This window comes from Amycolatopsis iheyensis, from assembly GCF_024703995.1.
Taxonomy (GTDB): domain Bacteria; phylum Actinomycetota; class Actinomycetes; order Mycobacteriales; family Pseudonocardiaceae; genus Amycolatopsis; species Amycolatopsis iheyensis.
Window position 1 is genome coordinate 507,106 of record NZ_JAMXQV010000001.1, and the last position, 24,904, is coordinate 532,009.

The 24,904-nt window shown below is 70.4% G+C and carries 20 protein-coding genes and 1 pseudogene; 9 read left to right on the plus strand and 12 right to left on the minus strand.

Annotated elements, in window-relative coordinates:
* Positions 1-6: 6 nt before the first annotated feature.
* Both M8542_RS02510 and M8542_RS02515 read right to left on the minus strand, forming a co-directional pair.
* On the minus strand, positions 7-738 hold the full coding sequence (locus M8542_RS02510) for a hypothetical protein (protein ID WP_257918307.1): 732 nt from the start codon (positions 736-738) through the stop codon (positions 7-9).
* Positions 739-802: 64 nt separating this feature from the next.
* Positions 803-2,635 carry an HEXXH motif domain-containing protein gene (locus tag M8542_RS02515; RefSeq protein WP_257918308.1) on the minus strand — a complete coding sequence of 611 codons (1,833 nt, stop codon included), beginning with the start codon at positions 2,633-2,635 and terminating at the stop codon, positions 803-805.
* Positions 2,636-3,209: 574 nt separating this feature from the next.
* Here M8542_RS02515 and fxsT point away from each other — a divergent pair.
* Positions 3,210-5,702 carry an FxSxx-COOH system tetratricopeptide repeat protein gene (gene fxsT / locus M8542_RS02520; protein WP_257918309.1) on the plus strand — a complete coding sequence of 831 codons (2,493 nt, stop codon included), beginning with the start codon at positions 3,210-3,212 and terminating at the stop codon, positions 5,700-5,702.
* On the opposite strand, the gene M8542_RS02525 is transcribed toward fxsT, so the two are convergent.
* Entirely contained in the window at positions 5,703-6,881 is a 1,179-nt protein-coding gene (locus M8542_RS02525; RefSeq protein WP_257918310.1) for a TetR/AcrR family transcriptional regulator, read from the minus strand.
* A gap of 149 nt (positions 6,882-7,030) precedes the next feature.
* On the opposite strand from M8542_RS02525, the gene M8542_RS02530 reads away from it, so the two are divergent.
* Both M8542_RS02530 and M8542_RS02535 read left to right on the plus strand, forming a co-directional pair.
* Positions 7,031-8,242 (plus strand): acetyl-CoA C-acetyltransferase, encoded by a 1,212-nt coding sequence (locus M8542_RS02530; RefSeq protein WP_257918311.1) that lies wholly within the window; start codon positions 7,031-7,033, stop codon positions 8,240-8,242.
* 8 nt (positions 8,243-8,250) lie between these two features.
* On the plus strand, positions 8,251-10,437 hold the full coding sequence (locus M8542_RS02535; protein ID WP_257918312.1) for a 3-hydroxyacyl-CoA dehydrogenase NAD-binding domain-containing protein: 2,187 nt from the start codon (positions 8,251-8,253) through the stop codon (positions 10,435-10,437).
* Positions 10,438-10,525: 88 nt separating this feature from the next.
* Here the strand turns inward: M8542_RS02535 and M8542_RS02540 are convergent, their stop codons facing one another.
* Positions 10,526-11,113 carry a flavin reductase family protein gene (locus tag M8542_RS02540; protein WP_257918313.1) on the minus strand — a complete coding sequence of 196 codons (588 nt, stop codon included), beginning with the start codon at positions 11,111-11,113 and terminating at the stop codon, positions 10,526-10,528.
* A gap of 104 nt (positions 11,114-11,217) precedes the next feature.
* Between M8542_RS02540 and M8542_RS02545 the strand changes: the two genes are divergently transcribed.
* The 4 genes from M8542_RS02545 (at position 11,218) to M8542_RS02560 (ending at position 15,605) form a co-directional block, all read left to right on the plus strand.
* Complete coding sequence (locus M8542_RS02545) at positions 11,218-13,551, plus strand: GH92 family glycosyl hydrolase (RefSeq protein ID WP_257918314.1); 2,334 nt, start codon at positions 11,218-11,220, stop codon at positions 13,549-13,551.
* A 92-nt stretch (positions 13,552-13,643) separates the two neighbouring features.
* A complete protein-coding gene (locus M8542_RS02550; protein WP_257918315.1) occupies positions 13,644-14,039 on the plus strand; it encodes a DUF6069 family protein in 396 nt (131 codons plus the stop codon).
* A gap of 22 nt (positions 14,040-14,061) precedes the next feature.
* Positions 14,062-14,421, plus strand: a complete 360-nt coding sequence (locus tag M8542_RS02555; protein WP_257918316.1) for a YciI family protein — start codon at positions 14,062-14,064, stop codon at positions 14,419-14,421.
* On the plus strand, positions 14,421-15,605 hold the full coding sequence (locus M8542_RS02560; protein WP_257918317.1) for an RNA polymerase sigma factor: 1,185 nt from the start codon (positions 14,421-14,423) through the stop codon (positions 15,603-15,605). The genes M8542_RS02555 and M8542_RS02560 overlap by 1 nt, the downstream gene beginning before the upstream one ends.
* 57 nt (positions 15,606-15,662) lie before the next feature.
* Here M8542_RS02560 and M8542_RS02565 read toward each other — a convergent pair.
* The 4 genes and pseudogenes from M8542_RS02565 to M8542_RS02580 form a co-directional block, all read right to left on the minus strand.
* Positions 15,663-15,794: pseudogene (locus tag M8542_RS02565) on the minus strand (IS481 family transposase); the annotation flags it as partial.
* Positions 15,795-15,842: 48 nt separating this feature from the next.
* Positions 15,843-17,894, minus strand: coding sequence for an MMPL family transporter (locus M8542_RS02570; protein ID WP_257918318.1), 2,052 nt, complete (start codon positions 17,892-17,894; stop codon positions 15,843-15,845).
* Positions 17,895-18,007: 113 nt separating this feature from the next.
* A complete protein-coding gene (locus tag M8542_RS02575) occupies positions 18,008-18,673 on the minus strand; it encodes a response regulator (RefSeq protein WP_257918319.1) in 666 nt (221 codons plus the stop codon).
* A 7-nt stretch (positions 18,674-18,680) separates the two neighbouring features.
* Positions 18,681-19,736, minus strand: a complete 1,056-nt coding sequence (locus tag M8542_RS02580) for a sensor histidine kinase (protein WP_257918320.1) — start codon at positions 19,734-19,736, stop codon at positions 18,681-18,683.
* 81 nt (positions 19,737-19,817) lie between these two features.
* Between M8542_RS02580 and M8542_RS02585 the strand changes: the two genes are divergently transcribed.
* Entirely contained in the window at positions 19,818-20,285 is a 468-nt protein-coding gene (locus M8542_RS02585; RefSeq protein ID WP_257918321.1) for a DUF3761 domain-containing protein, read from the plus strand.
* 101 nt (positions 20,286-20,386) lie between these two features.
* Positions 20,387-21,802: an MFS transporter gene (locus tag M8542_RS02590; protein WP_257918322.1), complete on the plus strand. Its 1,416-nt coding sequence runs from the start codon at positions 20,387-20,389 to the stop codon at positions 21,800-21,802.
* On the opposite strand, the gene M8542_RS02595 is transcribed toward M8542_RS02590, so the two are convergent.
* The 4 genes from M8542_RS02595 to M8542_RS02610 are packed head-to-tail and all read right to left on the minus strand — an operon-like array spanning position 21,799 to position 24,900.
* A complete protein-coding gene (locus M8542_RS02595; protein WP_257918323.1) occupies positions 21,799-22,605 on the minus strand; it encodes an SAM-dependent methyltransferase in 807 nt (268 codons plus the stop codon). The genes M8542_RS02590 and M8542_RS02595 overlap by 4 nt on opposite strands.
* Positions 22,602-23,291, minus strand: a complete 690-nt coding sequence (locus M8542_RS02600) for a histidine phosphatase family protein (RefSeq protein WP_257918324.1) — start codon at positions 23,289-23,291, stop codon at positions 22,602-22,604. The genes M8542_RS02595 and M8542_RS02600 overlap by 4 nt, the downstream gene beginning before the upstream one ends.
* A 2-nt stretch (positions 23,292-23,293) precedes the next feature.
* Positions 23,294-24,097, minus strand: coding sequence for an SAM-dependent methyltransferase (locus tag M8542_RS02605; protein WP_257918325.1), 804 nt, complete (start codon positions 24,095-24,097; stop codon positions 23,294-23,296).
* Positions 24,094-24,900 (minus strand): SAM-dependent methyltransferase, encoded by an 807-nt coding sequence (locus M8542_RS02610; RefSeq protein WP_257918326.1) that lies wholly within the window; start codon positions 24,898-24,900, stop codon positions 24,094-24,096. Before M8542_RS02610 ends, M8542_RS02605 begins: the two co-directional genes overlap by 4 nt.
* Between the last annotated feature and the right edge of the window lie 4 nt (positions 24,901-24,904).

Consider the following 24,904-nt stretch of genomic DNA (forward strand, 5'->3'; position numbering starts at 1 on the left):
CCGGCTTCAGCCTTTGTGCAGGACGCTGAAGAGCACACTCACGATGGAGATTCCGAGCGGAAACATCTCAAGAAATATCCGGTTGACGCGCGAGAAGCCGTCGTTCCCCTTGAGGTGGAACTGCGGAAAAATGTAATTGTGGGCGTGAACCAGAGTCGCGCTGAAAAAGACAGTCGTGATGGTACCCGCCGTCGCCGTGGTGAGAAGGGTTGCGCTTTGCGCGAATGCCACGGAAACGGTGCCGGCGGGGAGCAATATCCAGTAGATGGCGAACAGGACCCACCCGATCGGCTTCAGCATGAACGACCATCTCGGCTTGTGGGCCTTGATCCGGCCTTCGAGCCTGGTGCGGATCAGTTCGGCCGTGACGGCGTTCATCGGCTTGACCGACAGTTCGACCGCATCCTCGCGCCGGCCTCGCATCTCGATCGAAAGCTCGACGAGCGTTGCTTCGATCGCGGGTGACCTGCCGACGAACCGGACCGCCTGCATCCGCTTCGGGTCCGCCTCATCGAAGACCTCGTCGAGAGTCCCTCGGAGAGTCTCGGTGTCGAGCTCTATTTCCACCTCGAATGGCGGAACCAACTTGTTTTCCACGCTGGCTGACGGCACGCGGATTATTTCCGAGACGTCTTGGCAAACTCGATTCACCTCGGTGCCGGTCCTCTTGAGGTCAGCCATGGTGCCGGACCAAACCTTTTGACGGCTCTCGCCTTTGCCTTCGCGGATTACCGGCATTGCTTGCTCCTAATGGCTAATCAGTCACAAGGCCGAACTCGGCTGGCCCGGACAGTAGCACCGCTCACTTCGGAGGGATGGTGGTGACCCCACTTCGCAGCCAGCGTGCGAGTTCCTCCACAGAAGGCACCGCGGTCGCCGACGTGCGAGCGGCGCGGTGCACCGTGCGGACCAGCTCCGGCACCGTCACCAACGCCTCTGCCGCCAACGGATCGACGTCACGCAACGCCAGGCCCAAGCCGACCAACGCCGACGGGCTGTCCGGGTCGTGGCTCAGCTCCGCCCGGTACCCGGACACCGCGCTCTCGGCGTCGTCGTTGATGAACGCCGCGTCCGGCTCGAGGCCGCCCTCGATTCGGGGCCAGGCCTTTCGCACGGCGGCTTCGCCGTCCTTGCCGAGGCGGACGCGCATCAGGTCGGAGCGGGCGTCCGACCAGTCGCCGTCCGGTTTGGTGTCCAGGGTTTCGTGTCCGGTCGGGGACACCGGTGGGCACGGTGTGCCCGATCGCCAAGCCCGGAGCAGCGTCGTGACCGTCTCCTCGGCCGGACGCAGGTGCCGCGACCGCCAGCCCGCGTAGTGGTCGGCGGCCAACGTGTCGGCTCGGCGGCGCGCGGCCGCCGGCACCGGTTCGTCGTGCCACTCGCGCATTTCCGCGGCGATCCGGTCGAGGAACCGGCGTCCCGCGTCGGTCAACGCCGCGTCTTCGCGGATGGTTTCGAGCGTGCGCCAGACCTGGCCCCGCCAGTGCGCGTACTCGAACGCCGACGCCTCGTCGTCCGGGTTGGCCGCGCAGTACGCGCGATAAAACACCGAAACGCCGAAGAACGCGTAAACCCCGTGCACGACCCCGCCGAGGGGACGCGGATCATCGCGCCACGGCGCGTAAAGCCGTTCGGTGCGGTCGTCGTCGTGCAGGCGGACGAGCTGCAGCAGCCCGCCGAGCCGGATGTGCTGGAACTCGTGCACGAGCGCAGCGGCCAGGGTGACCGCGTCTTCGGGACGGCAGATGATCGCGCTGCCGAACGCTTCTCCCGTGGACGCGCTCGGCAGGCGGAACGGGAACGGGGGCTCCGGCACGATCGTGTCGAGGCCGGCCGAAAGAGCGTCGGCGAATTCCGGGGTGTGCGTGGCGATCAGCCGCCACGCTTCGGTGAGCTTGCCGTGCCAGATCGTGAGGTCCTCGTCGCCGAGCCGGTCGGGCGTCAGCGGGGTGAAGAGGCCGCGGTAGGGGTCGAGGTCGTCGATCGTCAGCGTCAGCCGTTTGCCGTCGGCTTCGAAGTCCCACGTCCTGAGCGGCGACCACCCGGCCGTTTCCTCCCGCGACGGGAACGGAATCCGGACGACCGCGTCGTGCCAGCGGATTTCGGCCGTGCCGGAGTGGCCGCGGATTTCGGCGGAATCGAATTCCGGCGCGCCGGGGAAATGGGCGGAACCCAGTGAGGGCAGCGAGACGTGCCCTTTCCACATGGGGACCCGGGCGTGGAATTCGAGGCCGGCGCGAACCGCGGCGGCCGCCGCCAGTGCGTGGAGGTGCCCGACGTGCATCCACAGTGGACACGTTCCGGTGAGACCCTGGTGGATCAGCCTGGTGGTGTACCCCGCCCAGCTTCCGGTGTACGGGTGCGCGATGACGGTTTCGACCGCTTCGGGCGCGGCTTCCTCTGCCCTCGCGAGCAGGTCCCACGCCCCATCCGGTGAGGCCAGTGGCGCATGGAGCCGAGGATCGAGGCTGTCGTCGACCAGGCCACGCAGCAGGAGCAGCCGACGGCTGCGCTCAGCGGCTCGGAGTGCGCGGACACCGTCGGCACCGCTCGCGCCCTGGGCCAGTGAATCGAAGTCCGGCCAGGACAGCGTGTGCACGGTGAGTTCGGCTGGGGTGCTACGCGATGGGGACATGGGAACCCTTCCGGAGCAGGGTCATTCCACCCTTTTGGCGCCCTGGCTCCCACTTGCGGTCACGGTGATGTGCCCGGTCCGCTCGACGACGTACTGCAACGAAGAGCGCAGCGTGGCGGCGTCGAGTACCCGCAGTTCTGACAGCGGCACGGCACTCACGTCCAGGAGTTCGGATTTGATCCCCGGCTGTCCGCTGCCACCCGGCGATCGCATCGCGAATTTTTCCCCTCGTCATAGGAGTGCCCGGTTGGAGGCGGGCGTAAGTTATCACGGTGGCGGCTCGCCCGGTCGTGTCACCTTCGGATTCGCGGTTTGGCCTGGTGGTGCGGGTATTGCGGGTGTCGGTGAGCCCCAGAAGGTTCATCGTACCCCTGTTCGATCCCGTGATCGGTGGTGTTCGGCATTCGAGAAGCAAGACACGCTCTGTAGCGGGCACTTCATCGAAGCGCTACCGGTTTGCCGAGTGGCCGGTATTCGGTGAATTCGCAACTTGACCGCTGAGTAAGCGGACACCGGCGTCGAAAACACAATTTCGGTGGATGGTCGGACCACCGATCTTCCGTAGCATCGAATCATGCCCGAGGACCGCCACGTGGACGCGCCGCCCGTTTGGGGGGCGGTTCCGCCGCGCAACCCCAACTTCACCGGTCGCTTCGACGTGCTCGCCCGATTGTCGGAGTACCTCGCACCGGGGGCCACTGCCTTGCACGGCATGGGCGGGATCGGCAAGACACAACTGGCCGTCGAGCACATCTACCGGCACCTCGCCGACTATGACATCGTCTGGTGGATCCGGGCAGTGCACCAGTCGGAGATCCGCGCGTCCCTGACGGAACTCGCCCAGCGCCTGAGCCTCTCCGGTGCCGACGAAGCGATCACCGCGGTGCCTGCCGCGCTCGAGGCGCTGCGGGTCGGCAGGCCGTACCGCCGCTGGCTTCTGGTGTTCGATTCGGCCGAGGACCCGGATCTCGTCCGGCCGTTCTTCCCGGCCTCCAACGTCGGCGAGATCCTGGTGACGTCCCGCAACCCCGGCTGGGCCGGCGTCGCCCGGCCACTCGAAGTCGGCGTCTTCGCACGGGAAGAAAGCACGCTGCTGCTCAGCCGGCGCGGTCCGAAGCTGACCGAGGAAGACGCCGACCGGATCGCCGAGAAGCTCGGTGACCTCCCCCTCGCGATCGAACAAGCCGCGGCGTGGCTGGCCGAGATCGGCATGCCGGCCGCGGAGTACCTGCGGCTGTTCGACAAGCGGGTCGTGGAGTTCCTCGAATCGGCTACGCCGCTGGACTACGAAGTCGCGGTCGCCGCGGCGTGGAACGTGTCGTTCGACGCGCTCGCGTCAGCCGACCCGGCCGCCCACCAGCTGCTGCAGCTTTGCGCGTTCTTCGCGCCGAAGCCGATTGCTCGTGGCCTGTTGATCGGGGCCCGCGGCGTCTTGGTGGCTCCCGAACTCGATGCCGCTCTGAAGGACCCCCTTCGGCTCGGACGGGCGATCCGGGCGATCAACCGCTTCGGCCTCGCGAAGATCGACCACGGCAACGACACGCTGCTTCTGCATCGGCTCGTCCGGCTGATGCTGCGCAACCGCATGAGCGAGCCGCGCCGGCGCGAGCTGCGCCACGGCGTGCACGTGCTGCTGGCGTACCGGGATCCCAACGATCCGACAGCTCCCCGGCATTGGCCGAGCTACCTGGAGGTGCTGCCGCACGTCTACGCCGCGGAACTGGTCGAGTGCGCCGACCAGTGGGTGCGGAACCTGGTCGTCAACATGGCCGAGTTCCTGCACCACTGGGGTGATCACCAGGGGGCGCTGGACCTGGCCGAGCACGCCGTTCACAGCTGGGAACAGGACCGGCAAGAGCGGGATGAGTACTCACCGCCGGAACTGCGGATGTCCGAGCGGCTGGCCGGCTACCTGTGGTCGGTGGGCCGGTACGCCGATGCCGCCATCACGAGTGAGCGCACGTTGACCCGGTATTCGGAGGTGCTGGGCCCGGACGACGAAGAAACGCTGCACGCGCGGCTGACCAAAGTGAAGATCCTGGTCGCCGAAGGTGACTTCAAGGCCTCCCGCGGACTGGCGGAGGAGCTTCACCGCAAGGCACAGGAACTGCTGGGCCAGGACGACCCGATCACGCTCGCGGTCGCGCACGAGTGCGTCAACGCACTGCTGCTCACCGGTGAGTACGACCGGGCGCGGGACCTTGCCGACGAGACTTACACCCGGCGGGGCGAGGTTCTCGGCTCCGACAACGCCGCGACCATCGCCACCCAGGTGCTGCTGGTAGTCGCTCAGCGGGAGCTCGGCGACTACCCCTGGGCACGGATCGAACAGGAGAACATCGCGAGGCGAATCGAACAGATCCGCGGCAGCGACAGTGCCGGCACGCTTCTGTGCTACCACCACTTGGCCGTCGCGACCCGCAAGGACGGCGACCACGAGAGGGCCCGTGAGCTGTCCGTCGATGCGATGCGGCGGCTGCGGACGCGTTACGGCGACCGCCACCCGCTCTCGTTGGCCTGCGCGCTCGGGCACTCGATCGACCTGCGCCACTCACGGCAGTTCGACAAGGCGCGTGCGCTGGGCGAGGACGTCTTCGACCACTACGACGACAGCCTGGGTGAGACCCACCCCCACACGCTGGCCGCCGCGGTCGATCTCGGTGTCACCCTTCGGCTGTCAGGTGACCCGGCCAGCGCGTTGCGGCTGGACGAACGGTCGCTCGAACGGTTCCGCGCGCACCTCGGCCCGGATCATCCGCACACCATCGTGTGCGCCATCGACGTCGCCAGTGATCTGTTCGCGCTCGGGCGGGTCGAGGAGGCCGCCGCGCGTGACGAGGAGGCGCTGGAGCGGGCGCGGCGGGTGCTGGGTCCTGACCACCCGACCACGTTGGCCGTCCAGCTGAACCGGTGCCTGGACCTGCGAGCCCTCGGCCAAGACGCCGATCGGCTGTACGAAGACGTGCTGATGCGTTATCGGCTGATGCTCGGTGACACCCATCCGGCCACGGCCCAGGCGGCGCGGGAGGTCCGCGCCGACTGCGACATCGATCCACTGCCCCTGTGACTACCCGACGCCCAGCACCGTCTGCAGCAACGTCGTCAGCTCGGCTTCGAAGCAGGGCCTGCTCGCCAGCCGGCGCGTGCGGGCCAGGTCGTTCGCGATGGTCAGCGCCGCGTGGACCGTGATCTTCGCTTCGCGCGCCGGCAGCGATGGGCGCACCGAGGACAGCAGCGTCACCCACTGGGCCACGTAGTCGCGCTGGACGCGCAGCAGGTCCGCCTTGTCGCGGTCCGGCATCGTCACCCGGTCCGCCGAGAACGACACCAGCAGCTCCGGGGTGTTCAGGATCGTGTGCACGTACGACGCCGCCAGGCGGCACAGCGCCGAACGCTCGTCCGCGGCCTGCAGCGCTCGCTCCGCGGCCAGGGCCAGCCGGTCCGCGGCCCGGTGGCCGATCGCCACCATCAGGGCCGCCTTGCTCGGGAAGTGGCGGTAGACGCTCGGGCCCGCGATGCCCGCCGCCGCGCCGATGTCCTCCATGCTCACGTCGTGGAAGCCACGCTGGGCGAACAGCGCCGTCGCCTCCGCCAGGACCTGCTCGCGGCGTGACGGCGTGCCGAGGCGGAGCGAAGGTGGTTCCGTGCGCGGCGCCGGTGTCGGCAGTGTGGCGTTGAGCACATCGAGGGCCAGCTCGACCAGCAGCGCGGCGAACCGGCGGCGGGCCACGGACGTGTGGTGGACCGACACGCTGCCGAACACCGACAGCGCCGCCCAGCACAGCAGTTCGGCGTCCTCGGCGGCCAGCTCGGGGCGCCGGCTGAGCAGCGCCTTCGACCACGCGGTCAGCGCCAGCGTCGAGCGGCGGGCGATCTCCCGCTGGTCCTCCTTCGGGAGGTGACGGCCTTCCCAGCGCCACAGCGCCGCGATCTCCCGGCGCTCGACGGCCTGCGTCGCCAGCCGGCCCAGCAGGGATTCCAGCTGGTCGGCGGGGGGAATTCCATCCGACAGGGCTTCCGCCGTCGCCGCTTCCAGGTCTTCGAAGCCGCTCAGGACGACGTAGGCCAGGATCGCTTGCTTGTCCGCGAAGTGCCGGTACAACGCCGGGCCGGTGACGCCCGCCGCGTCCGCGATGTCCTTGATGCCGACCCCGGGGAAGCCGCGGGCGCGGAACAGCTCCGCCGCCACCGCGGCCAGCTGGGCCTTGCGGTCGCGAGGGCGCGCACTTCGCACAGAGTCGGTCATGGTGAGTCGACGATAGCGGCTAACGGCACACTCGCAACCCATTGACACCTTGGGGTTATCCGACGATATGTTAATGGCCATTAGCACTACTGGCCGGTATCGTCGGTCACGGTACGAAGACGTCCCACACGCTCGCGAGGAGTTGTTCTGTGAGTAGCGAGGCCTACATCTACGAGGCGATCCGCACGCCTCGCGGCAAGAACAAGGGCGGTGCCCTGCACGGCACCAAGCCGGTCGACCTGGTGGTCGGCCTGATCGAAGAGCTCAAGGTCCGCCACCCGAACCTCGACCCCGCGGTGATCGACGACGTCGTACTCGGCGTCGTCTCCCCGGTCGGCGAGCAGGGCGCGGTCATCGCGCGCACCGCCGCGCTGAACGCCGGTCTCCCCGAGACCGTCGCCGGCGTGCAGCTCAACCGCTTCTGCGCCTCCGGCCTGGAGGCCACCAACACCGCCGCCCAGAAGATCCGCTCCGGCTGGGACAACCTGGTCATCGCCGGCGGCGTCGAGTCGATGTCGCGCGTGCCGATGGGCTCCGACGGCGGCGCGCTGTTCATGGACCCGGCCACCGCGTACGACAACTACATCGTCCCGCAGGGCACCGGCGCCGACCTGATCGCGACCATCGAGGGCTTCTCCCGCGAGGACGTCGACCGCTGGGCCGTCCGCTCGCAGGAGCGCGCCGAGGCGGCCTGGTCCGGCGGCTACTTCGCCAAGTCCGTCGTCCCGGTCAAGGACATCAACGGCGTCACGGTCCTCGACCACGACGAGCACCGCCGCCCCGGCTCCACCGTCGAGGGCCTCGGCAAGCTCAAGCCGGCCTTCGCGGGCATCGGCGAGCTGGGCGGCTTCGACGCCGTCGCGCTGCAGAAGTACCACTCGGTCGAGCGCATCAACCACGTCCACACCGGCGGCAACTCCTCGGGCATCGTCGACGGCGCCGCGCTGGTGCTCGTCGGCTCCGAGCAGATCGGCAAGACCTTCGGGCTGACGCCCCGCGCCCGGATCGTGGCGACCGCGTCGATCGGCTCCGAGCCGACGATCATGCTCACCGGCCCGACGCCGGCCACCGAGAAGGTCCTCAAGACCGCGGGCCTCAAGCCCGAGGACATCGACCTGTGGGAGCTCAACGAGGCGTTCGCGTCCGTCGTGCTCAAGTGGATCAAGGACCTGCACCTCGACGAGGACAAGGTCAACGTCAACGGCGGCGCGATCGCCATGGGCCACCCGCTCGGCGCCACCGGCGCGATGCTGGTCGGCACCGTGGTCGACGAGCTGGAACGCCGCCAGGCGCGCCGCGCCCTGGTGACCCTGTGCATCGGCGGCGGCATGGGCGTCGCGACCATCATCGAGCGGGTGTGAGGACCACTGTGTCTAACGAAAACGCGGCCGAGAGCAAGACCATCCGCTGGGAGCAGGACGCCGACGGCATCGTCACCCTGACCCTGGACGACCCGAAGCAGTCGGCGAACACGATGAACGCCGACTTCCGCGAGTCGCTCGGTGTCACGGTCGACCGCCTGGAGGCCGAGAAGGACGCCATCACCGGCGTCGTCATCACGTCCGCCAAGAAGACGTTCTTCGCCGGCGGCGACCTGAACGACCTCATCCAGGCCAAGCCGGAGAACGCGGTCGAGTTCACCGAGTCGTCCAGCCTCATGAAGGGGCAGATGCGGCGGATCGAGCAGCTCGGCAAGCCGGTCGTCGCGGCGATCAACGGCGCCGCGCTCGGCGGCGGCCTCGAGATCGCGCTGGCGACGCACCACCGCATCGCCGCCGACGCCAAGGGCAGCCAGATCGGCCTGCCCGAGGTGACGCTGGGCCTGCTGCCCGGCGGCGGCGGTGTCGTGCGCACTGTCCGATTGCTCGGCATCCAGAGCGCGCTGCTGAACGTCCTGCTGCAGGGCCAGCGCCACCGTCCGCGCAAGGCGCTGGAGCTGGGCCTGGTGCACGAGGTCGTCGACACCGTCGAGGAGCTCGTCCCCGCCGCGAAGGCGTGGATCAAGGCGAACCCCGAAGGCGGCGTTCAGCCGTGGGACGTCAAGGGCTACAAGATCCCGGGTGGCACGCCGTCCAACCCGAGCTTCGCGGCCAACCTGCCCGCGTTCCCGGCCAACCTGCGCAAGCAGATCAAGGGCGCGAACATGCCGGCGCCGCGGGCGATCCTGGCCGCCGCGATCGAGGGCGCGCAGGTGGACTTCGACACCGCGATCCTGATCGAGACGCGCTACTTCATCAGCCTCGCCACCGGCCAGGTCTCGAAGAACATGACGAAGGCGTTCTTCTTCGACCTGCAGACGATCAACTCGGGTGGTTCGCGGCCGGACGGCTTCGAGAAGTACACCGCTAAGAAGGTCGGTGTGCTCGGCGCCGGGATGATGGGTGCCGCGATCGCGTACGTGTCGGCGAAGGCCGGCATCGACGTCGTCCTCAAGGACGTCTCGCAGGAGGCGGCCGAGAAGGGCAAGGGCTACGCGGAGAAGCTGGAGCAGAAGGCCCTCTCGCGCGGCAAGACCACGCAGGAGAAGTCGGACGCGCTGCTGGCGAAGATCAAGCCGACCGGTGACCCGGCCGACTTCGCGGGCGTCGACTTCGTCATCGAGGCCGTGTTCGAGAGCGTCGAGCTGAAGCACAAGGTGTTCGGCGAGATCGAGAGCGTCGTCAACGCCGACGCGGTGCTGGGCTCCAACACCTCGACGCTGCCGATCACCACGCTCGCCGAGGGCGTGCAGCGCACCGAGGACTTCATCGGGATCCACTTCTTCTCGCCGGTGGACAAGATGCCGCTGGTCGAGATCATCTGCGGCGAGAAGACGTCGCCGGCGACGCTGGCGAAGGTCTTCGACTACACGCTGCAGATCAAGAAGACCCCGATCGTCGTCAATGACAGCCGCGGCTTCTTCACCTCGCGCGTCATCGGCACGTTCATCAACGAGGCCGTCGCCGCGCTGGGCGAGGGCGTCGAGCCGGCGTCGATCGAGCAGGCGGGTTCGCAGGCCGGCTACCCGGCGCCGCCGCTGCAGCTGATGGACGAGCTGACGCTGACCCTGCCGCGCAAGATCCGCAAGGAGACCCGCGAGGCGATCGAGGCCGCGGGCGGCACGTGGAAGGCGCACGCGTCCGAGGCCGTGATCGACCGGATGCTGGACGAGTACGACCGCAAGGGCCGCTCGACCGGCGCGGGCTTCTACTCCTACGGAGAAGACGGCAAGCGGACCGGCTTGTGGCCGGGCCTGCGCGACGCGTTCAAGTCCGGCTCGACCGAGGTGCCGTTCGAGGACCTCAAGGAGCGGATGCTCTTCGCGGAGGCGCTCGAGACGGTGAAGTGCTTCGACGAAGGCGTGCTGACGTCGGTGGCGGACGCCAACATCGGCTCGATCTTCGGCATCGGCTTCCCGGCGTGGACCGGCGGTGTCATCCAGTACATCAACCAGTACGAGGGTGGCCTGCAGGGCTTCGTGGACCGGTCGCGCGAGCTGGCCGCCCGGTACGGCGACCACTTCGAGCCGCCGGCGTCGCTGGTGGAGAAGGCCGCCAAGGGCGAGATCTACGAATAAGGGCTGACTGACGAAAGCCGTCACCGGGAGTCCGGTGACGGCTTTCGTCATTTCACGACGAGCCGCCTCTCGGGTGTGCGGCGCCTCCTCACGGCGTTTCCGACCGGAAGCTGTGCCCGAGCTCCGCGCCGAGGCCGAAGTAATGCCGGAAGTTGTAGACCAGCGGACTCCACGCCCCGGGGTCGACGTGCTCGGTGCCGGGGACGACCAGCGCCGGGTCCGCGTGCACCGCCAGCACCCGCGCCTCGACGATCAGGAACTCCCCGGCGGTGTCCGATTGCACGGTCGACGCCCGCGCCTCCAGCTGCAGCGGGCACTCCGCCACTCGCGGCGGGCGCACGCTCCGCGACGGCAGCGGCGTCAACCCCGCGGCCTCGAACTTCGCGCGCTCGTGGCGGAACGCCGGCTTGGCCGCCGGGACCGGGTCGCGGCCCGTCAGGGGCGCCAGGCGCTCCACCGCCTCCCACTGGTCCGGGCCGGGCAGGTTGACCACGACGTCCGGGCGCGCGCGGAGGTTGTGCGCGGTCTGGCCGTCGACGCCCAGGCCGAGCACGACCGTCCAGCCGAGCGCCCACGCCGACGACATCGGCGCCAGGTTCGGGCTGCCGTCGTCGTTCTCGGTGCTCAGCAGCACCACCGGGGTGCCGATGTACAGGATGCGCGGCTTGATCTCCATGACCGCGAAACTAGGAGCCGGAGGGTTCGCCGGGCGCCGAAGTGTCCGGCAGCCTGTCCACTCGAGTTCGCCGGAAAGCCACTGGAGCCGGTTAATCTCCGCCCATGCGCCGTCCCGTCACGGTGGCAGTGGCCGCCGCCCTGTTCGCCTCCGCGTTGACAACGATGTCAACCGCCGCCGATCTGACCCCTGCCGACTTCGTCGATCCGTTGATCGGCTCCGCCGGGGACGGCAACACCTATCCCGGCGCCACCGCGCCGTTCGGCATGCTCTCCTGGAGCCCGACGAGCACCCGCGGCGACCAGACGTCGACCGGCGCGGCCAACGGCTACCAGTACGACACCACCCGCCTGCGCGGCTTCGGCCTCACCCACGTCAACGGCGCGGGCTGCAACCCCGGCGCGGCGGGGGACGTGCCGATTCTCCCGTTCACCGGCGACGTCACCTCCTCACCGAGCGCGGACACCACCGACGCGATCTACGCGAGCGACTTCAGCCACGCCGACGAGGCGGCGACGCCGGGGCGCTACCGCCTCGGCCTGGCCAACGGCGTCACGACCGACGTCGCGGCCACCGAACGGACCGCCCTCGGCACGCTGGCCTTCCCGCAAGGCAAGCCCGCGAACCTGCTCTTCCGGACGTCCAACTCCCTCAACGGCAGCGAGGACGCCGAGACCCACATCGACGCCGCACACGGACGGGTCACCGGGTCGGTCCTCACCGGCGCGTTCTGCGGCCGCCGCGCGAACGGCGGCGTCAACAACCGCAAGTCGTACTACCGCCTGTACTTCACCGCGCAGTTCGACCGGCCCGTCACCGGCACGGGGACGTGGAAGGACGCGACCCTGCAGCCCGGCGGCACCGACCAGACCGGCGGCGAGGGCTACGCGACCGGCAAGGACCGCGCCGGCCGCGGCTCCGGCGGTTACGTCTCCTTCGCCCCCGGCAGCAAAGTCACGCTGCGGCTCGCGATCTCCTACGTGTCGCTCGAAGGCGCGGAACGCAACCTGCGCGCCGAGCAGCCGGTGGGATCCAATGTATACAAAGTCGCCGATCGGACGAAGAAAGCCTGGAACACCGAGCTGAGCCGGATCGACGTCGCCGGCGGCACGGCCAACCAGCGGATCACCTTCACCACCGCGCTTTATCACAGCCTGCAGCAGCCCAACCTCGTCAGCGACGTCGACGGCCAGTACCTCGGGATGGACCGGCAGCCGCACCGCGTCGAGCGCGGCCAGGACGCGCAGTACTCGAACTTCTCCGGCTGGGACCAGTACCGCGCGCAGGTGCAGCTGCTGGCGCTGCTCGAACCCCGCGTCGCCGGGAACTTCGCGCAGTCGCTCTACAACTACGCGAAGCAGAACGACGGCGTCTGGGACCGCTGGGTGCACGTCAACGGCGCGACGCACGTGATGACCGGCGACCCGTCGGCCGCGACGCTCGCGACCTTCTACGCCATGGGCGTCCGCAACTTCGACTACCGCGGCGCGTTCGACTCGCTCTACCGGCAGGCGACGGTCCCGCGTCCCGAAGGGCTGCAGGACGGCGGCTGTCCCGGCCAGTGCGTCGGCCAGCGGCCGAACCTCGCGCAGTACCTGACGTCCCACTACGCGCCCAACGACGTCTGCCACTGCTGGGGCGGCGCCGCCGAGACGCTCGAAGACGCCGTCGCGGACTCCGCAATCGGACATTGGGCGGAGCAGCTGGGCCGCACTCGCGAGGCTGCGGAGCTGCGGGCCCGGGGCGCGTACTGGCGCAACGTGTTCAACCCGGCCACCGGGTACACGCAGGCCCGCAACGTCGACGGCAGCTGGGTGACGCCGTTCGACCCGGCGAGCGACCGCGGCTTCGCGCAGGGCAGCGCGGCGGCCTACACCTGGATGGTCCCGCAGGACGTCTCCGGCCTCGCCGACGCGATGGGCGGCAAGGCGGCCGCCGTCACGCGCCTCGACGGGTTCTTCCACGACGCGAGCGGCAACTGGCAGCTCAAGGGCGGCGGCCCGCTCAAGTACGACCCGACGAACGAGCCCGACATCCACGCACCCTGGCTGTACAACGAGCTCGGGCAGCCGTGGAAGACGCAGGAGACCGTCCGGCAGCTCGTATCCAATGTATACAAAACCGGCCCGGCCGGCCTGCCCGGCAACGACGACCTCGGCACGATGTCCGCCTGGTACGTCTTCGCCGCCCTCGGGATCTACCCGCGCACGCCGGGCTCGGGGGAGCTGCTGCTGTCGAGCCCGCTGTTCCCGGCCGCGGTGATCCGCCCGGCCGCGGGCGCGCCGATCCGGATCACGACGTCGGGCAGCGGAACGTACGTCCGGGACGTCCGGCGGGACGGCCGCCCGCAGCGGGACTGGAAGCTCGACGCCTCCTTCCTGCACGGCGGGCGTCTCGACGTCCGCCTGTCCGAGACCCCGACGACCTGGGGGAGCTGAATTTTCCGCGGGGTGTCGAACGGCGCCGGGCTCGTTCGTAGCCCAGGTGAGAGACCGGCACCGGGCCGGTCGTCACGCACCGGAGGACTCCGATGTCCGTCATCACCCACGCTCCCGCGAAACCGCTGATCACCCGGGGTCTGGCCGCCACGGCCGGCGCCGCCGCCGCGACCGCGGCCATCGCCGCGGCGGGTGACTTCGCCGGGATCGGCGCCGTCGTCGACGGCGCGCCGATCCCGGCGTCCGGGTTCGCCGTGCTCACCGCGATCTGCGCCGTGGCCGGCCTGGTGCTCGCCCTGGTCCTGGCCCGCGTGGCCCGCCACCCGCGTCCCGCGTTCGTCCGCACCACGCTCGTGCTCACCGCGCTGTCCCTCGTCCCGGACGCGCTCGCCGACGCGACCGTGACCACGAAGGGGCTGCTGGTGTTGACGCACCTGGTCGCTGCCACGATCGTGATCCCGGCCCTCGCCCGCCGCCTGCCCGCCTGATCCGCCTCGAAGGAGCTCCGCCATGAAGCAGTACCTGCTCGCCGTCCAGTTCGACGAGAGCGCCCCGCCGGAACCGGAAGAAGAGGTCCGGGCGCAGATGGCGCGGACCGGCCGGGTCACCGAGGAGATGAAGGCCGCCGGTTCGTGGGTGTTCGTCGGCGGCCTGGAGCACTCGGACGCGTCCACCGTCGTCCGGGTGGACAACGGCTCGACCACGCTCACCGACGGACCCTTCGCCGAGACGAAGGAACAGCTCGGCGGGTTCTGGGTGATCCGGGTCGAGGACCTCGACCAGGCGCTGGCCTGGGCCGGGAAGTGCGCGGCCGCCTGCGGGCAGCCGATCGAGGTCCGCCCGTTCGACGACGGCTCGCGCCGGCGCTGATGGACCTGGACCGCATCTACCGCGCCGAGTACGGCCGGTGCGTGGCCACGCTGACGCGCCTCCTCGGGGACATCGGGCTCGCCGAGGAGGCCGTGCAGGACGCGTTCGCCGTCGCCGTCACGAAGTGGGACGACGCGCTGCCGCCCAACCCCGGCGCGTGGATCGTCACCACCGCCCGCAACCGGGCGATCGACCGCCTGCGCCGGGAGTCCACCCGCGAGGCCCGGCACGCGCAGGCGCTGCTGCTGCAGCAACCCGACGAACCCCAGGAGGTGGGACCCGTGCGCGACGACCAGCTCCGCCTGATCTTCACCTGCTGCCACCCGGCGCTGTCGCCGCTCGCGCGGACCGCGCTGACCCTCCGCCTGCTCGGCGGGCTTGAGGTGCCGGAGATCGCGCGCGCCTACCTGGTCCCGGAAGCGACGATCTCGCAGCGGATCGTCCGCGCGAAGAAGAAGATCCGCGACGCCGGCATCCCGTACCGTGTGCCGGCCGCCGCCGAGCTGCCCGACCGGCTGAGCTCGGTGCTCACCGTGCTCTACCTCGTGTTCAACGAGGGGTACACGTCGACGTCGGGGGAGCTGCTGCGGACGGACCTGTGCCTGGAGGCAGTCCGGTTGGCGCGGGCGCTCGCCGAGCTGATGCCGGACGAGCCGGAGGTGCTCGGGCTGCTGGCGCTGCTCCTGCTCACCGAAGCCCGGCGGCCGGCGCGGGTGGGGCCCGGTGGCGAGCTGGTGGTGCTCACCGAGCAGGACCGGACGCGGTGGAACCGGGAGCTGATCGCCGAAGGGCACGAGCTGGTGCGCCGGTGCCTGCGCCGCAACCAGCCCGGGCCCTACCAGCTGCAGGCCGCGATCAACGCCGTCCACACCGACGGCCCGGCGACCGACTGGACGCAGGTGCTGGCGCTCTACGACCAGCTGCTCCGGCACACCCCGACCCCGATCGTGGCGCTCAACCGCGCGGTCGCCGTCGCCGAGGTGCACGGCCCGGCGCTCGCGCTCGCCACGATCGAAGACCTGGACCTGCCGGGCTACCACCTGCTGCCCGCCACCCGCGCGGACCTGCTCGCCCGCCTCGGCCGCACGCCGGAGGCCGAGGCCGCCTACACCGAGGCGATCACCTTGGCTACCAACGACGCCGAACGGACGTTCCTGGAAACGCGGCGGGCGCGCCTGACCTAGGGTTCCAGCGACGTTGGTCAGCCGGATGACCGGTGGCGGCGGTTTCGTCCGCGTGGATTCGGCGCAGGCGACGCGGGAGTGGTCGTCGAGCACCGTGCGCACGAACGCGGTGCCGGTGCGTGGGCTGCGATAGGCGTTGCGCGGCAAGCCGGGAGTGGCTCGTTTGTTGCGGGCTCCCTGCTGCCGACCGCCCTGCTCGACGATCAGGCGAGCCAACCGCGTTCGTGGGATCAGGCCTTACACCTGGGGTTCCAGCGCGACGTGCGGCAGCCGGCGGTCCAGCCACCGCGGCAGCCACCACGCCCGCGCGCCGAGCAGCCGCATGATCGCCGGGACGACCAGGCAGCGGATCACCAGCGCGTCCAGCAGCACCGCGACCGCCAGGCCCAGCCCGAACTGCGCGAGCATCCGCGACGGATCGAGGAGGAACGCGCCGAACACCAGCACCATGATCGCGCCGGCCGCGGTGATCACGCCGCCGGTCGAGGCGAGGCCTTCGCGCACCGCCAGCCGCGCGTCGCCGGTGCGCCGCCACTCCTCGTGCATCCGGGACACCAGGAACACCTCGTAGTCCATCGACAGCCCGAAGACGATCGCGAAGATCATCACCGGCACGAACGCCTCGATCGGGCCGGGCTGCGCGCCGAACCAGCCGTCGCCGAACACCAGCGTCATGACGCCGAGCGAGGCGCCGATGCTCAGCAGGTTCAGCAGCGCCGCCTTCAGCGGGATGAGGATCGACCGGAACACGACCATCAGCAGCAGCGCCGACAAGCCGACGACGACCAGCACGAACAGCGGCAGCCGGTCGGCGACGGCGCCGGCGAAGTCCGTGGCGGCCGCCACCGAGCCGCCGACGAGGTAGTGGCCGGGCAGCGTGGGCAGGACGTCGGTCCGCAGGCGCGTGACGAGGTCGGCGGTCGCGGTGTCCTGCGGCGACGTCGTCGGGAACGCGAGGACGGTCCGGCCCATCGGCGGCAACGCCTGCGCGATCCCGGGTGTCGACGCGAGCTTCTGCTGCAGCGCGCCGGGGTCGCCGTCTTCGGTGACGACCGCGAGCGGGCCGCTGAAGCCCGGCCCGAAGCCCTCGGCCAGCAGGTCGTACGCCTGCCGCGTCGTCGATCCCGCCGGGTCGGTGCCCGCGTCGGCGAACCCGAGCCGCAGGCCCGCGGCCGGCAGCGAGAGCCCGATGAGGACGAGCAGCCCGATCGCGAGCGGAGCCGCGGGCCGCTTCTGGACGGCGTCGGCGAGGCGTCGCCACGCCTTGCCGTGCTCTCGCCGCGCGGCGTGCTTGCGGATCCCGCGTTCGAGCCGCCTGCCGAACAACGACAGCAGCGCGGGCAGGAGCGTCACCGAAGCCAGCATCGTCATCAGGACGGTGAGCGCGACCGCCACGGCCACCCCGCGCAACCCGCCGAGCCCGAGCGCCAGCAGGCCGAGCAGCGCGATGATCACCGTCGTGCCGGCGAACAGCACCGAGCGGCCGGCGGTGTCGAGGGCGCGCCGGGCGGCCGCGTCGCGGTCGTGGCCGGCGAGGATTTCGGTGCGGTAGCGGGAAAAGATCAGCAGGGCGTAGTCGACGCCGACGCCGAACCCGACCAGCATCATCAGCGGCGAGGTGTAGCTGGCGATGTCGACGTAGTGCGAGACGACCGTGATCACGCCGAGCGTGCTGCCCACCGCGAACACCGCGGTGATCACCGGCAGCCCGGCCGCGAGCAGCGAGCGGAACAGGAACACGAGGATGACCAGCGCGGCCAGCAGCCCGACGCCTTCCGCGGGCCCGCCGCCCCCGGAAATCCGTTCGACCGGAGCCCCGGCGAGCGCCACTTCGACCGGACCTGCCGGCTTCGCGGCGTCGGCGAACTTCACGATGTCGTCGTACGGGAGGTCGGTCGAGGCCGCGTCGAAGGTGACGGTGGCGTAGCCGATCCGGCCGTCAAACGACAGCGTCGGCTCGGTCACCGACCGCACGTGCGGCTGCAATCGGACATTTCCCAGGATGTTTTCGACCGCGGCGCGCTGCGTGGGGAGCCCGCCGTCGGCCTTCAGCACGATCTGCGCGCTCGCGCCGGACTGCGCGGTGCCCGCCAGCAGATCGACGACCTGCTGGGATTCGGTGCCGGGCAGCGAGTTGTCGTCGTGGAACGCGTCGCCGGTGAGGCGGGCGGTGAACGTGACGCCGATGAGGACCAGGGCCCAGAGCGCGACGGCTAGCCAGCGGTGGCGTTGCGCCCACCAGGCCAGTCTCGCCAGGCTTCCCCCGGTGGGGCGAGTGATGGTGTCCATGGGGGACAAGGATTCGCGGCGAGGGCACTACCGCGCGTCGCGCGGCGGAGGACACTTGCCGTGCTCCCGGCGTTGTCCCCTAAGGCGTTTCCCGTACTGCCGGGGGAGTACGGCTAGGGGGTCAGCCAGCGCGGCGTGACCGCGCCGGACTCGTAAGCGAGCACGACGAGCTGGGCGCGGTCACGCACGCCGGTCTTGGTCATGATGCGGCTGACGTGCGTTTTCGCCGTCGCCGGGCTGAGGGTGAGCTCCCGCGCGATCTCGTCGTTCGACAGGCCCGCCGCGACCAGGGACAGCACCTCGCGTTCGCGGTCGGTGAGCCGGTCGAGCGCCGCCGGCGGCGACGGCCGGGTGACCCGCGCGGCGAACTCCGAGATCAGCCGCCGCGTGATCGACGGCGCGAGCAGTGCGTCGCCACGGTATACAACGCGTACGGCGTGGATCAGTTCTTCGGGCTCGGTGTTCTTGACCAGGAACCCGCTGGCGCCCGCGCGCAGCGCGCCGTAGACGTCCTCGTCCAGGTCGAACGTCGTGAGGATGACGACCTTGGTGCGCACGCCCGGGTCTTCGAGGAGGTGCCGGGTGGCGGCGAGGCCGTCGAGCACCGGCATCCGGATGTCCATCAGCACGACGTCCGGCCGGTGCTCGTGCGCGGCCTGCAGCGCCTCGCGCCCGTCAGCGGCCTCGGCGACGACCGTGATGTCCTCCTCGCCGTCCAAAATGGACCGGAAGCCGGCGCGGACCAGCCGCTGGTCGTCGACGAGCAGGACCCGGATCATCGGCTCATCATCGCACCGGCAGCCGCGCGCGCACGCGGAAGCCGCCGTTTTCCAGCGGCGACGCGGTCACCTCGCCGCCGAGCGCCCGCGCGCGTTCGGCCATGCCGCGGATGCCGTTGCCCTGCGGGGCGTCGCCACCGCGGCCGTCGTCGTCGACCTGCACGGACAGTTCGTCGGCGCGGTAGCCGAGCCGGACGACGACGGTCTTCGCGGCCGCGTGCTTCGCGACGTTCGTCAGTGCCTCCTGGACCACCCGGAAGGCGGCGTGCTCGACGTCCGGCGGCAGCTCCCGCGCGACGCCGTCGATCTCGGTGCGCACGGTGAGCCCGGACGCGCCCACCGACTCGGCCAGCTCGGCCACCCGCGACAGGCCCGGCTCGGTCTGGCGGAGCATGCCGAGTGTCGCGCGCAGCTCTTGGAGCGCGGTCTTGCTGGCGTCCTTGATGGCGCCGAGGGCTTCCTCGGCCTGCCCGGGATCACGCCGGTGCAGCGCGGCGCCGGCCTGGACGTTGATCAGCGCCAGGTGGTGCCCGAGCGCGTCGTGCAGCTCGCGGGCGATGCGCAGGCGTTCGTCGGTGGCGCGCGCCCGCGCCTCGGCCTCCTTGGTGCGCTCGGCCTCGGCGCGGTAGTGCGCGACGGCGCCCCCGGCGACGAGCGCGACGAACCAGCCGGTCATCAGGAAGAACGCGAAGTTGTCGACGTGCCGCCCGCTCCGCGAGCTGATTTCTCCGACGGCAACCCCGGCCATCGCGGCGACGACGAGCAGCGCGGCACCCCGGATCCGCCCCGCCGCCGCGGCTGTATACAACGCATACGCGAAGGCGAGCAGGACGAGCCCGTCGGGATCGGTGAGCGGGTAGTAGAGGGCGCAGCAGGCCAGCGTGAACCCGGCGACGCTCAGCGGGTACCGCCGCCGGAAGAAGATCGCGGCACACGCGAGAACGGTCAGCACCCACCCGGCGACGGCGTGGTGCGGAGGCTTGGCCCCGTCGTTGAGCACGGCGAACAACGACCCGACGAGCACCGCGACGGTGACCGCGGACTCGGGTAGGTAACGCCGCATACGTCCGAGTCTAAGTGGCGTAACAAACGCTTCCGGGCCAGCGACTACGGCGGCATTGATTCGTGTTGCTAAGGAGTTCTCGTGAGCAAGAAACTGGGGTGGATCCTGGCCGCGGGCCTGCTGGTCGCGGGCTGCGGCGTCGGCACGGTGCCGTCGAAGGCGCCGGGCAATGTCGGGGTTCTGGATGCACCGTCGACTTCGTATACAACGCCCACTTCTACAACGCCCACCTCGGCCGCCCCGGTCACGACCGAAGCACCTGTCACCACTTCCGAAGCGCCGGTCACCTCGACGCAGGCGCAGGCCGTCGCACCGAAGACGACCGCGGTCGCCAAGCCGAAGGCCGCGCCGAAGACCACTGCGCAGGCCGCGCCGAAGCCCGCGACGTGCGGCGGCGACTACTACGTCAACTCGAGCGGCAACTGCGTCCACCGGCCCAGCGACAACCCGGCCGGCGCCACCGCGCAGTGCAAGGACGGCACCTACAGCTACAGCCAGCACCGCTCGGGCACCTGCTCCGGCCACGGCGGGGTCCGCACCTGGTTGTGACGAATCCCCGATCGGTCGGAAACCCGCCATCCCGTAGGTACAGTGCATGAAGTTGCATGATGCGTACTAATTTCACACTGCACTGATTTCACACTGGGGGTGTGCTGGTGTCCGGTCCCGGGCGGTCCGCGCGGGCGATCGTCGTGGTGCTCGCGGCGTGTGGGCTCGTCGCTTCGTTCATGCAGACGCTGGTCGTGCCGCTGATCCCGGTGTTCCCGCGGCTGCTGAACGCTTCGCCGGCCGACGCGTCGTGGGTGGTCACCGTGACGCTGCTGGCCGCGTCGGTCATCACGCCGGTCAGCGGGCGGCTCGGTGACCTCTACGGCAAACGGCGGATGATCCTCGTCAGCCTCGCGCTGCTCATCGCCGGTTCCGTCGTGTCCGCGACGTCGAGCGAGCTGGCGCTGCACATCCTCGGCCGCGGCCTGCAGGGCTGCGCGATGGGCGTCATCCCGCTCGGCATCAGCATCATGCGCGACGAGCTGCCGCCCGAACGCGTCGGCGGCGCGATCTCGCTGATGAGCGCGACGCTCGGCGTCGGCGGCGCGATCGGGCTGCCGGTCGCGGCCGTCGTCGCGGAGAACGCCGACTGGCACGTCCTCTTCTGGATGGCCGCCGGCCTCGGGCTCGTCTTCGTGCTGCTGATCGCCAAGTTCGTGCCCGAGTCGCCGGTGCGCACGCCCGCGCCGTTCGACTACTTCGGCGCGTTCGGGCTGGCCGCCGGGCTGCTCTGCCTGCTGCTGCCGGTGGTCAAGGGCGCGACGTGGGGCTGGACCAGCGCGCCGACGCTCGGGCTCGCCGCGGCGGCCGTCGTCATCCTGCTCGGCTGGGGCGCCTACCAGCTGCGGCGCCGCGACCCGCTGGTCGACCTGCGGGTGTCGTCGCGCCGGCCGGTGCTGTTCACGAACCTCGCGTCGATCATGGTCGGGTTCTCGATGTACGCGATGGCGTTGTCGTTCCCGCAGCTGCTGCAGGCGTCGGCGTCGACCGGGTACGGGCTCGGCCAGACCATGGTGGAGTCCGGGCTGTCCCTCGCGCCGAACGGCCTCGTGATGATGCTGCTCTCGCCGGTGTCGGCGCGCCTCATCACCCGGCTCGGCCCGCGCCCGACGCTGATGAGCGGCGCGCTGGTGATCGCCGTCGGGTACGTGTTCGCGATCGTGCTGATGGACAACGCGTTCGAGCTCATCACGGCGTCGGTCATCATCGGCGCCGGTGTCGGCATCGCCTACGCGGCGATGCCCGCGCTGATCATGGGCTCGGTGCCGGTCACCGAAACCGCGTCCGCGAACGGCCTGAACTCCCTCATGCGCTCGGTCGGCACGGCGATTTCGAGCGCGGTGATGGCGGCGATGCTGGCCCAGCTGACGATCACCGTCGGCGGGCTGTCGGTGCCGTCCTTGTTCGGCTTCCGCGCGACGTTCGCGGTCGCGGCGCTCGCCGCGCTGACGGGCGTGCTGCTGGCGGCGCTGGTCCCGAAGACGAAGGTGGCGCCCGAGCTGGTGGGTGTCGGCTAGTTCTTGCGCGCCACCAGCGCGAGCCCGCCGCACTCCGCCGGGTTCGCCGGCACGTCCGCGGGGTCGTCGGGCCGCCACTGCGGGATGAACACGACGCCCGGGTCGAGGATCTCGAAGCCGTCGACGAGCGCGCGCAGCTCGTCCGCGGTGCGCGGCGTCACGGGGTTCGCGCTCTTCTGGTACATCGCGACCGCGCGGGCGGTGCCGTCGCTCTGCTGCTCCGGCGTCGCCGACGACAGCGCGAGGAAGCTGCCGGGCGCGAGCGCGTCGCGGTAGGCGGCGACCAGCCGGGCCGGGTCGCGCTCGTCCGGGATGAAGTGCACGAACAACGCCATCACGACCATCACCGGCTGGTCCAGGTCCAGCATCGTCTCGGTGGTGTCGTGCTCGAGGACGTCGTCCGGGAACTCGGCGTCGGCGTGCACCATCGCCGCGTTTTCGTTGTCCTCCAGCACGATCTCGCTGTGTGCCACCGCGACGGGCTCGTTGTCGACGTACACGACCCGCGCGGTCGGGTCGATCGCCTGCGCGACCTCGTGGACGTGCCCGACGGTCGGCATGCCCGAGCCGATGTCGAGGAACTGCCGGATGCCGTGGTCCATCCCGAACCGGATCGCCCGGCGCAGCCACTGGCGGTTGAGCTGCGCGCGTTCGCGGGCGTTCGGCTGCGCGGCGAGCACCTGCTCGGCGAACATCCGGTCCACGGCGTAGTTGAGCTCGCCGCCGAGGATGTAGTCGTACACCCGCGCGGGGTTGGGCTTGTCGAGGTCGATGCCCCGCCGCGCGTACTCGTCTTCGCTCATCCGCCGCTCCCGGAGTCAGGTCTGCCGCGAGAATAGCCGGACACCCAGGGCAGCGGCGTCGTCACCAGATGATCGACGTCGTTCAGCGTGTGCAGCGTGCGGTTGTGGAAGCGGTCGTCCTCGCCCAGCACCGTGATGCCCCCGGCGCTCGAGCGGAACGCGGCGTGCGCGCACGCCGCGACGGGCAGGCCGAGCCACGCCGCGACGACCCAGCTCAGCGAGCCGCCGTGGGTGACGATCACCTGGTGCTCGGCGGTCCCGGCCCGGACGCGGTCCATGCCGCGGTACACGCGCGTCACCCACTCGAGCTTGGTCTCGGCGCCCTCGATCCCCTCGTCGTGGTCGAGCCGCTCGCCCGTGGCCGGCGGCGGGACGAACCGCTCGTCGAGCCAGGACTGCGGTAGTCCGCCCGCGATGCCGTAGGACTTCTCCCGCAGTTCGGGCAGGAGCACGGCGTCGACCCCGAAGACGCTCGCGATCGGCGAAGCGGTCTCGACCGTGCGCCGGAGGTCGGAGCTGTACAGCTCGACGCGCGCCGCGGGCGGGATCAGCTCCCGCAGCCGCTCCGCGATCGCCTGCGCGTCGACCCGGCCACGCGTGGTCAACGCCGAGTCGAACCACCCGCCGACCCGGCGCTCGACGTGGTGCGTGGCCTCCGGATGAGCGACGACGTACACCCAGCGCATCGCTAGACCTTCCGCGCCACCAGCGCCAGCTGGCTCGCCAGCTCCGGGTGCGCACCCACTTCGGCCGGGTCGTCCGGCCGCCACTGCGGGGTGAAGACGATCCCCGGCGGCACCAGCTCGAAGCCGTCCAGCAGGGCCGCCAGCTCCGCCTTCGACCGCGCCACGACCTCGGTCCCGCTCTTCTGGTACATCTCCGCCGCGCGGCGGACCTCCTCGCCCTGCCCCTCGAACGTGCCCGACGACAGCGCCAGGTAGCTGCCCGGCGCGAGCACGTCCCGGTAGGCCGCGACCAGGCCGGCGGGGTCGCGCGAGTCCGGGACGAAGTGGATGAACGCGGCCATGATCACCATCAGCGGCCGGTCGAAGTCCAGCAGCCGCTCGGTCGTCGGGTGTTCGAGCACGTCCGCGGGGATCTCGGCGTCGGCCTGGACCATCTCGGCGTTGTCGTTGCCCTTCAGCACGATCTCGCTGTGCGCGACCGCGACGGGTTCGTTGTCGACGTATACAACGTGTGCAGTGGCGTCAATGGCTTGGACGACCTCGTGCACGTGCCCGACCGTCGGCATCCCGGAGCCGATGTCGAGGAACTGGCGGATTCCCTGCTCGGCGCCGAAGCGCACGGCCCGGCGCAGCCAGCGCCGGTTCAGCAGCGCCAGGTCGCGCGACTCCGGCCGCACGGCCAGGATCTGTTCGGCGAACATCCGGTCGATGGCGTAGTTCAGCTTGCCGCCGATCAGGTAGTCGTAGACGCGCGCCGCATTCGGCTTGTCGAAGTCGATCCCGCGCGGCGCGTGCTCGTCGGTCATCCGCGCTCCTTGCGCGCCACCAGCGCCAGCCCGCCCGACAGCTCCGGCGGGTCCTCGAGCGGCTCGTCCGGACGCCACTCGGGTGTGAACACCACTCCCGGCGGCAGGATCTCGAAACCCTTCACCAGCGCCCGCAGCTCGTCGGGTGACCGCAGGGTCAGGGGCGTGCCGCTCTTCTCGTACAGCGAAACCGAACGCTGCGACTCCTCGCCCTGGCCTTCCCACGTGCCCGACGACAGCGCGAGGTAGCTGCCCGGCGCGAGGACGTCGCGGTAGGCGCCGATCAGGCCGGCCGGGTCCCGTGAATCCGGGATGAAGTGCACGAACGCCGCCATGATCACCATCACCGGCTCGCTGAAGTCCAGCATCGCCCGGGTGGTCGGGTGCTCCAGCACCTCGTCCGGATACTCGGCGTCGGCCTGCACCATCGCCGCGTTGTCGTTGTCCTCCAGCACGATCTCGCTGTGCGCGACCGCGATCGGTTCGTTGTCGACGTATACAACGTGTGCAGTGGCGTCGACGGCCTGGACGACCTCGTGCACGTGCCCGACCGTCGGCATCCCGGAGCCGATGTCGAGGAACTGCCGGACGCCCTGCTCCGCGGCGAACTTCGCCGCGCGGCGCAACCACGCCCGGTTGACCAGCGCCATGTGCCGCGCGTTCGGCAGCACCCCCAGGATCCGGTCGGCGAACATCCGGTCGACGGCGTAGTTCAGCTCGCCGCCGATCATGTAGTCGTACACGCGCGCCGCGTTCGGTCTCTCGAGGTCGATGCCCCGCTTCGCGTGTTCGTCTTCGCTCATCCGC